Here is a 3,025-nt window from a genome sequence, read left to right on the forward strand (position 1 = left end):
GACTTCTCTCACACACGCGGCATCCAACTATGCCAAATCCGCCGGGACGGGTGGCGGAACTGATGATCAAATACAGCGACTCTTGGGACGTCAGGTCGCCGTCTTCGGCGGAGCGTCCGGGGCGGCAAGATCGGCAGCAGCGGGAAGAGTCGCAATTGCAAGGCTGGGGGAGTTCTTCTCCTCTATTGCCGAAGTTGGGTTTGCTGAGGCCATTGAGCGGATAGGACTCCAACACTTAATCGGCGGCGACCGATTCGATGTGCTGGATGAACTCCTCACTCTATTAACAGGCGACGGCGGCGATTTGGAGAGTCAGGCCGCACGAGACGCCCAATGTGACGTACTCGACGAGTACTTCGGTACGGCCGAGTCGTGGGACGACATGGCTGCCCTTTCGATGACCGAGCTCGGCCTCGAGGAGCTACTCCGTGATTTTCTCGCGCGGTATGTGTACAACCGTATTCCGGCGATCGGTGAGCGCCTCGCGCGCATAATGAATCCTGTCGCCGCACGCAGGGCGGACGAGCGCATCATCGAAATGATCGAAGGTTACGTGGAAATTCATCTCCCAAGTAGCGCACTGAATTTCGACTGGGCCGGCGCCGAAGGAAGAGACTTCGCTAACGAAGCGGTCGCCGACGTCTATCGGGCCCTGGAAGCGTTCGGAGACGGAGACCTATGACGTTCCAGTATTCGCTTTGGCCTGCAAGCGTCGATGACGGAGACGGAGCAGTAGATTGTCTCTCTCTTGAAGCAGGTCATGGCTCCCTGATCGGATGGACGCCCGAGTTCTTCGATGGTTGGCGACCAACAGAGGCAGGCGACACGCTCCTCGCCATCGCAGCTGCCGTGTATTCCATAGACAAAATTGCCACGCGTACTGCTTCGCAGGATGCGTGGACGCGGAGAATCTCATTGAAAGTTGTCGCCGATCGCAACTTCGAGCCCTCTCTCTTTTCGGCTCCGCTGAGTTTCCTGACTGGAGACGATTGGCAGATTGAGCGGGAGTTGAAGTCAGAGCCACAATTTGCACTCAGCGCGCCGCCTCTTTTCAGCTCCGCCGAAGTTGACGTCGTCTCTTTGTTTTCTGGCGGACTCGACTCGCTGTGTGGGGTCATTGACCTTCTAGAAGGGAACCCCGATTCCAGAGTGGGACTCGTCGCTCATTACGAGGGAGGACAAGCATCGCCTCGGTAAGTTCAAATTGCGCATGAACTCGCCTCACACTTTGGCACTGAACGCGTCGTTCTGCGGCGGTTTTTTGTTCGACCGGCCCCGATAGAGCAGGGCGGAACTCACCCCGTGGTGGAAACCACCACCCGAGCGCGCTCCTTCCTTTTCATTTCTGCGGCACTGACACTCGCCGCCGCATCCGGAGACCACGTACCTCTCGTCGTGCCGGAGAATGGGTACATCGCTCTCAACGTTCCGCTGACCAAAGCCAGGGTTGGCAGCCTCAGCACGAGGACGACTCATCCGCATTACTTAGCGTTGCTTGAAACGGCGTTGCATGCCTCAGGGATCGCAAATCCGATCCAGAATCCTTACGAATTTTGCACCAAGGGAGAAATGCTCCAACAATCGGCGAATCAGGACCTACTCAGGCGCCTTGCGCCCATGTCTGTGTCTTGTTCTCATCCCGAGGTCGGGAGATGGGGCAACCGCCAGCAAGGCAACTGTGGATACTGCTTTCCTTGCATTATTCGACAGTCGTCGATGCACGCCGCGGGTTTCAAACGAGACGAATACGCGTGGGACATATTGACCGGTCCGAGCATCCATGAGGAACACGGGAGGGGCGCTGATCTGCGCGCCGTTCTCAACGCCGTCTTCTCGAATCGCCCGGATAGAGACGTTGTCCGCAACGGTCCGCTGCCCTCAACGCGTCAGCGCTACATTGACGTGTGGCGTCGAGGAAACCAGGAGATCCGGCGCTGGCTGGAGGATGAAGCGCAGGACGGGCTGCGCAATGCAATCGAAGCAATTCCATCGTGAAACTCCTCGACACCCACTGCCACTTGGGCCAGTACGAGGAACCATCCGAGGTCCTTCGAAAGGCGCGGGAAGCCAATGTATCCATAGTCGTAGCCACCGAGAGCCCTGAAGAGTACAAGCGCCTCAAGACACGAATCGGTTCGAAATCAGCGGTCCAGGTGGGGCTAGGGTTGCACCCGGGAAGCCACGCGATTCGAAGCTCCTCGCAGCTCTCACGATTCTTCAGATTCCTGCCTGAAACAACCTGGATCTCGGAGATTGGCCTGGACTATGGCCGAAGTACCAGCGAGACGGACAGAAGAAGCCAGAGGAGGGTGCTGGAGAGCATCCTCCAACACTCGCTCAGTCGGTCAAAACTTGTTTCTTTCCACAGCCGTGGAGCGTCGGCTGACGTGGTGGCCTTGGCGGCGGACAACGGGATTCACGGGGTGCTGCATTGGTATTCGGGGGACAGCAGGACAGCGGCGTTAGCCGTGAAAGCTGGCCTCTACTTCTCGATCAATGAGGTGATGCTGAGGTCTTCGAGAGGGAGCAAAGTCATCGCAGAGGTTCCGCGATCGCGTCTACTGCTTGAGACCGACGGGCCCTTTACGACTTCAGCAGGTCTGCCCCTTTGGCCCTCAGCCCTCTCCGAGCTAGTGCGGCAGATCGCAGGGCGATGGGATACCGAACCTAAGGTCGTCGCAGATCAGCTAAACGCAAATGTCGGGGCTCTATACCGAGAGTCGGGAATCTCGAGCCCGGCTTCCTGAGGTATCACAGCGGTTCGGGCCGCGCGTATGCATACGGTCGTTCCCGCGTGAGCGGAGCACCCTTGGCTCAAGTAGTTTGACCGCGCGACTCCACGACATGGAATGAGACCCCAGCAATCTCGCGGGTGCAAGTGGAGCGGGTAGCTCACCTATCGCGATATCTCACACTCGTATTTCCCGATTTACCCTTCATTTTCGGAGGGGTTGGTGGGGACAGGGAGGGACGGGCGTGAACTTGAGTCCCCGTTTGGGCAGGCACGCAGGGTTCGGCCTTGAGG

General features: G+C 58.2%; 4 protein-coding genes. All 4 read left to right on the top strand.

Translation table 11 applies throughout. The features are described 5' to 3' along the window. The coding region (locus ACLQ62_RS06905) for a hypothetical protein (protein ID WP_411720913.1) at window positions 1-682 on the top strand (682 nt) is incomplete at its 5' end. After that, window positions 679-1,197, top strand: coding sequence for a hypothetical protein (locus tag ACLQ62_RS06910; protein WP_411720914.1), 519 nt, complete (start codon window positions 679-681; stop codon window positions 1,195-1,197). The genes ACLQ62_RS06905 and ACLQ62_RS06910, both read left to right, overlap by 4 nt. A gap of 105 nt (window positions 1,198-1,302) precedes the next feature. Continuing rightward, window positions 1,303-1,995: a hypothetical protein gene (locus ACLQ62_RS06915; RefSeq protein WP_411720915.1), complete on the top strand. Its 693-nt coding sequence runs from the start codon at window positions 1,303-1,305 to the stop codon at window positions 1,993-1,995. After that, on the top strand, window positions 1,992-2,747 hold the full coding sequence (locus ACLQ62_RS06920) for a TatD family hydrolase (RefSeq protein ID WP_411720916.1): 756 nt from the start codon (window positions 1,992-1,994) through the stop codon (window positions 2,745-2,747). Before ACLQ62_RS06915 ends, ACLQ62_RS06920 begins: the two co-directional genes overlap by 4 nt. Window positions 2,748-3,025 lie beyond the last annotated feature (278 nt).

It is taken from the genome of Mycetocola sp. (genome assembly GCF_046716805.1).
GTDB lineage: Bacteria > Actinomycetota > Actinomycetes > Actinomycetales > Microbacteriaceae > Mycetocola_A.